7 protein-coding genes and 1 pseudogene are annotated in these 6,438 nt (G+C 30.5%); all 8 read left to right on the top strand.

The genetic code is table 11. The features are described 5' to 3' along the window. A partial coding sequence (locus JK139_RS15095; protein WP_218332079.1) for a polysaccharide biosynthesis C-terminal domain-containing protein occupies window positions 1-285 on the top strand: 285 nt, incomplete at its 5' end. After that, window positions 282-1,565, top strand: coding sequence for an O-antigen ligase family protein (locus JK139_RS15090; RefSeq protein ID WP_218332077.1), 1,284 nt, complete (start codon window positions 282-284; stop codon window positions 1,563-1,565). The genes JK139_RS15095 and JK139_RS15090, both read left to right, overlap by 4 nt. A 150-nt stretch (window positions 1,566-1,715) precedes the next feature. Next, window positions 1,716-2,780, top strand: a complete 1,065-nt coding sequence (locus JK139_RS15085) for a glycosyltransferase family 4 protein (protein WP_218332075.1) — start codon at window positions 1,716-1,718, stop codon at window positions 2,778-2,780. A gap of 114 nt (window positions 2,781-2,894) precedes the next feature. Further along, complete coding sequence (locus JK139_RS15080) at window positions 2,895-3,800, top strand: IS1595 family transposase (protein WP_218332085.1); 906 nt, start codon at window positions 2,895-2,897, stop codon at window positions 3,798-3,800. Window positions 3,801-3,973: 173 nt separating this feature from the next. Continuing rightward, window positions 3,974-4,264 (top strand): annotated as a pseudogene (locus tag JK139_RS15930) (glycosyltransferase); the annotation flags it as partial. Then, window positions 4,261-5,229: a GDP-mannose 4,6-dehydratase gene (locus JK139_RS15070; protein WP_218332073.1), complete on the top strand. Its 969-nt coding sequence runs from the start codon at window positions 4,261-4,263 to the stop codon at window positions 5,227-5,229. The pseudogene JK139_RS15930 and the gene JK139_RS15070, both read left to right, overlap by 4 nt. A 5-nt stretch (window positions 5,230-5,234) precedes the next feature. Then, on the top strand, window positions 5,235-6,344 hold the full coding sequence (locus JK139_RS15065; RefSeq protein ID WP_218332071.1) for a glycosyltransferase: 1,110 nt from the start codon (window positions 5,235-5,237) through the stop codon (window positions 6,342-6,344). Then, window positions 6,341-6,438, top strand: a 98-nt coding sequence (locus tag JK139_RS15060) for a GDP-mannose 4,6-dehydratase (protein WP_218332081.1), incomplete at its 3' end; no start/stop codon positions are given. The genes JK139_RS15065 and JK139_RS15060, both read left to right, overlap by 4 nt.

Here is a 6,438-nt window from a genome sequence, read left to right as displayed (position 1 = left end):
GGAGATGTGTATAAGAGACAGGTATTGCCTCTAGCAGTTGCACTAAATATTCCAGCCTATTTAATGTTAGTAGTTCAGAATAAGCAAAAAAATTATTTTGGGTTAATAGTGGTTACTTTCTTTTTGAGTGTTTTACTTAATTTGATTTTAATTCCAATTTATGGTGTTCTTGGTGGTGCTTTTGCAATGATTTTTTCAGAAATATTTATTGCAATTTCATTGCATATATATATTATCTTAAAATGTCCAGAATTACGATTCTTAAATTTTAGATTATCACTATGAAAAAAATATTCTTTTTCTTATTGATAATTGGTTTCTTTGGAACTATGACTAACTTAATTTTTTTAAGTGTTGTACCCACTTTGCTTAGTGGATTATTATTAGTTTTCGTTTTTAGTAATCCCCAAAAAGTCTTAATTGAAAAATATCAATTCTGGTTTTATCTATTTTTTATTTTTGCAGTCATAAGTACATTAATTTATTATCCTAAATCATTCGTCATTTATGATTTTTATCGCTATGATGGTAATTTCTTTATTAGTTATTTGCCTTTACTATTTTTCCCTTTTATGATGTTAAATAGTAATCCTTTGAAAATATTAAAATCTTTTGCTTTTTTTGTCGTTGCTATTAACTGTTTAATTTATTTTCCTTTTTTAATCTTAACAAAGGGAGAATCTTTACTGCATCCAGCAGAATTAGGTAATACTTTTACCCCTTTTTTTAAGGCTACAAATGCAAGTGGTGGTTTTTATTCTATCATTGCTAGTATTTTCATTATTTTTTATTATAATGAAAAAAAGATAATTTATTTAGTATGCTTATTTTTAGTTTTAATATTTTTATGGAGTACAACTTCACGAGGTTCTATTTTAGGCGTAGGTGTTGGCTTTATTTTCTTTTATGAATTTAAAAGAAAAAGGAAATTTTTGATTTACTTCATTATAACTTTAATTGTATTAATTCAATCTATTATTATTTACAATACTTATCCAATTTATAAAAAATATCTTTTTTCTTCAGATAATATTTCAGTTGATACGAGAGCTCTTATTGATAATAGATATGATGATCCCGATACTAAGCAAGCAAATATTTATATTAGAGCGTTTGATACATGGCCCAGAGCAACTGCTTTATTTCTTAATTCTCCAATATTTGGTTCGGGTTTTGGCTCTGTAAATGATCTACCATTAACATTTGATCGATGGATACCTCATTTTATTTCTTTTAATGATAGTAAAAAAAAATATTTCAATGACTCTCATGCCCATAATTCTTATTTGCATTTTCTTGCAGAGATGGGAATTGTTGGTTTAGGATTTTTTCTTTTGTTTTGGTTTAACCTTTTTAAATTTATATCTTCTGATAAATTTAAAACAGATATCGTTGTTAAGGATTTTCTTCATTTTTCAATGTTTAATTTATCGATTATGAGTTTTACCGAACATCGAATTACTACTCCTTCAAATGTGCTCCCATTTATGATTTTTTTTTCAATTGCAATTATGTCAAGTAATTACAAAAATTACATTCTATCCCGTTGTGCTATTAAGCCCTGAAAATATTACTGGGCATAGGTTTTAATAATTTTGGCTCAGCATCCTTTAGTTATACAGAGTTTACTGAAATACCATTAGGCAATTAGTTTCTAATGAAAATTGATTTTGATAGAACAACACGTTATACTCTAAATAAAAGTACAGATTAATATGATATATATTAATGGTCGCTTTCTTACGCAGCCTTTAACAGGTGTTCAACGCTTTGCCTTTGAAATAATAAACCAATTAGCTTATAGAACTGATATTGTTGTTGTCATGCCAAGCTGTAAGATTCATTCAAGCTATGATGTCAAAGGCTGGAACATTAACCATGTTGGTTTTGGAGGAGGGTATTTTTGGGAACAGATTATTCTTCCCTTTTATTTGTTAACACATAAAACACCTCTTTTAATTTCATTATGTAATTTAGCCCCAATTTTTTATAGGAATAAAATAACCGTGATACATGATCTTGCCGTTATTGAGCATCCTGAATGGTTTAATTGGAAGTTTACTTTATTTTACAAATTTTCGTTAAAATGGATACTATACTATAGCAAATTCATAATTTCCGTTAGTAACTTTTCAAAAACTCGTATCGAAGAAATTTATGGAATTCAATCTGCTAAAATTGGAGTGGTGTATAATGCAGTTTCTGAAAAACTAATTAAAGTTAAAACTAATCCATTTGCTAATTCATCTTTTAATTTTTTAATTTCAAAAAAGTTTATATTATGTGTAGCTTCAATAGATCCAAGAAAAAATTTTAAACGTATTTTAGAAGCTTTTAACCATGTTGAAAATTACGAGTTTGATTTAATTATTGTTGGAAAGAAAAGTAATGCATTTAAGGATAATTTAGTAACTGAAAATTATGAGCGAATCCATTTTATTGGTTATGTTAATGATGAAGAACTTTCCTGGCTATATAAGAATGCTCTTTTTTTCATCTATCTCTCTTTGTATGAAGGTTTCGGAATTCCACCATTGGAAGCAATGGCTAATGGATGTCCAACGTTGATTTCAGATATACCTGTTCATAGAGAGTTGTATAATGGGACAAGTTTTTTTGTTAATCCCAATAATATTGAGAGCATTAAAATTGCAATGATGCAATTATTAAACGACTTTGAATTAAGAGAATCACTTATTCAAAAAGGTTTGGAGATCTCAAGAAAATATAGTTGGAGTAACTCAGTTGAGAAAATGAGTGAGATACTTTTAAAACTATAAACTAAGATTTATATTATTTCAAATTTTTAGGATTAGGTATTTAGTTCTCGAAGGTAAGAAAAAGAGTTGGGCATGACTAAAGATATTAGTAATTTACAGCTAAATTTATTAGATATGTTCAAAGGGATTAATGCAATAGAGTTTTCGAAGCGATTTCAAACCAATGAAGATTGCTACCGTTATCTGATGTTGATCAAGTGGAATAATAAAGATTTTGAGTGTTCTATGTGTGGGTGTAAAGAGAGCTATAAGGGTCGGTTGTTTTATTATAGAAGATGTAAGGGTTGTAGTTATGATGAAAGTGTAACAGCCAATAGAGTTTTTCATGGGGTAAAGATGCCGATGCTGAAGGCTTTTCATATGGTATTCAGGATTACATCTAAAAAGAAGGGGATGTCAACCATTGAGTTAGGAACAGAGGTTGGTGTACAACAGAAAACGGCTTGGTTGTTTAAAAGAAAAGTACAGGCAGCTATGAAAAAAGATAAGGACGATAAGTTAGATGGCGACGTAGAAGTAGATGAAACCCTTATTGGTGGGTATTCTACGGCTAAAGGTAGAAGCACGGAGACTAAGAATGCACTTTTTGTAGCTGTAGAAGTTTTACCAGATGGCAGAATGGGTAATATTGCCTTGCAGCACATAGAGTCGTTCAAAGCAGATGAATTAAAGTATGCCATAAAGGATAATGTTTCAGTTGAAGCCATGATTAAAATAGATGCCCATCATTCCTATAAAAAATTAGCCAAAGAGATGAACAATATTGCCATTGCGTACTCCCAAAAAGGTAGTGCCATGGAAGCATTGCACAAACAAATTATGCAGTTTAAGAACTGGTTACGAGGGACACATCATCATTGTTCCAGCGAATATTTGTTTGCATATACAACAGAATATGAATACCGCTTCAATAGAAGAAACAAAAGAAAGAGTTTATTCAATGATGTTGTAGTGAGAATGATGAACCAAATACCACACCCTTACAACTATCTAAAAATACTTTGCGTTTATAATACCTAATCCTATAAATTCATAATTGTTGGGAAAGTTGAAAATTTGATTAATGCAGACATTGAACTTTTTAATATTATCAAGGAAAATGAAAAGTTAAGAGAATCAATAATTTTTACTGGTCCTATTCCAGATAATGAACTTGTTTCTCTGTACAAAAGGGCTAAAGCTTAGTTTTTGTTTCGTTATATGAAGGTTTTGGTATTCCTCCCTTAGAAGCAATGTTTTTTGAATGTCCGGTAGTTGCTTTCAGAGAGGCATCTTTGCCAGAAATTTGCGGTGATGCTGTACTATATGTTGATGCTTATGATGTGAAGAATATTGCAGATGGAATGCATCAAATATCAACTGATATAAATTTGCGAAAACAACTTTTGCGAAGAGGAAAACTTAAAGTAGATGAATACGATTGGGGAATCTTTTTTTTCTGCGATTGTCAAGAAAAGTATAAAATCTTTAATGCAGTAAAATGAAAAATTTAAGAACAGCAATAATTTCAGGAATTACAGGTCAGGATGGGGCTTATTTGACAAAGCTTCTTTTGAAAAAGAATTATCGGATAGTTGGTTTAACAAGAAGCTATGCAAACTTTAATCTTAATAATTTAAAATACCTGGATATTGCTGGGAATGTTCAAATTGAAGAATGTGACCTTCTTGATTTTTCAAGTATATTGAAAATTTTATCAAAATACAAACCTGATGAATTTTATAATCTGGGGGCGCAAAGTTCTGTTGGGTTATCTTTTGAACAGCCTATAGGAACGATTCATTATAATGCTATATCCGTTTTAAATGTATTGGAGAGTATTAGAATCTTAAAACTTGATACTAAGTTTTATCAAGCTTCAAGTAGTGAGATGTATGGAAGTGTGAAGAGCCTGCCAATAAATAGCCAAACCCCTTTGCATCCTCTAAGCCCTTATGCTATTTCAAAAGCAACAGGATATTGGACGTGTATAAATTATCGTGAATCTTATAATTTATTTGTAGTTAATGGTATACTATTTAATCACGAGTCATACTTACGTAGTCCCAATTTTTTTGTTAAAAAGATTTTAAGAGGGGCTATTGATATTAAACAAGGGAGAATTGATTTTTTACCCGTAGGAAATATTGATATAAAAAGAGATTTTGGCTATGCCCCTGATTATGTTGAAGCTATGTACCTGTCTTTACAACAGGATAAGCCGGACGATTATTTTATATGTAGCGGAACCTCTGTCTTTTTGAGAGAAATCGTTGAATATGTATTTGATAGGCTATCTATTAGCAAGAATAAGATAATAATTGATCCCAAGTTTTACAGACCAGTGGAAATTCTTGATTTATTTGGTGATAACCAAAAAGCACAAAACCAGCTTAAATGGAACTATAATAAAACATTCTTTGAAGTGTTAGACTTATTATTGAAAGAAGAGTTATTAAATTATAAATAATTGAAATGAGAGTAGCTGTAATTCATGATGACTTAATGCGTAGAGGTGGTGGAGAGCAGGTTGCTTTGAGTATAATGAAAGCATTTCCTGATGCTGAATTATATACACTTTGTTATCAACCTGAATTAACCTATGAAGAGTTTAGAAATTATAAAATAAAAACATCTATTTTTCAGAAATTCGTTAAGACTGAAAAAATGATGAAATGGTTATTTTTCCCATTTGGACTTTTGGCAATGAAATTTTTAAAAGTCAAGGGCTACGACTTGGTAATTATTTCTGGTACCTTTTGTGGTAAATATGCAAACATCGATATAAGATCTCGAATATTTTTATACACGTATACACCTTTTCGCCTTGCGTGGAATCCGACTTCATATAAAGAATTTAATGAAAGCAGCGGCTTATTTAAAATACTATTCAATTTAGTTATTAAATGCCTGAGATACGTTGATAAAAGAGAAGCGCAAAAAGCTGATCATTATATAGGCATGACTGAAGAAACCGCACAAAGAATTAGAAATGCTTATGGAGCTAAAGAAGTAATTATATTACATCCACCTGTTAAATGTCAAAATTTCCATGTCGATGATTATTCTAAAAAATCATATTACTTAGTTGTTTCTAGACTTGAATTTTATAAAAAAGTTGATTTGGCAATTGAGGCTTTTAATATATTAGGTTATCCATTAGTTATAGTCGGTAATGGTAGTAAGAAAAACGAATTGATGGGCATGGCAAATAGCAATATACAATTCAAGTCGGGTTTAACAACAAGCGATTTGAAAAAGCTTTATGCAAATTGTAAAGCTTTTATCTTCCCCCAACATGAAGACTATGGTATCACTCCTTTGGAAGCAAATGCCTCAGGTCGCCCGGTAATAGCTTATGGTGCGGGTGGGGTTTTAGAAACCATGCTACCTTATAATACTGGTAACAAGAAGTTTACCAGTGTTTTCTTTAAAGAGCAAACTAAAGAGGCATTGATTGAAGCAATTAATTCGTTAGAAACGATAGACATAGATTCAAATTTTATTCGGAATCATGCAATGAGATTTGATGAATCTGTTTTCATAGAAAAAATTATTCAAATAGTACAAACACAAGTATCATGAAAGTTGCATTAATTACGGGTATTACCGGACAGGATGGCGCCTATTTGGCGGAGTTATTACTGAAAAAAGGGTATGAAGTGCATGGTATTAAGCG

This window comes from Hydrotalea lipotrueae, from assembly GCF_019249625.1.
GTDB lineage: Bacteria > Bacteroidota > Bacteroidia > Chitinophagales > Chitinophagaceae > Hydrotalea > Hydrotalea flava.
The sequence above is the reverse complement of the archived record's forward strand: the minus strand, read 5'-3'. Positions and strand labels throughout refer to the sequence as shown.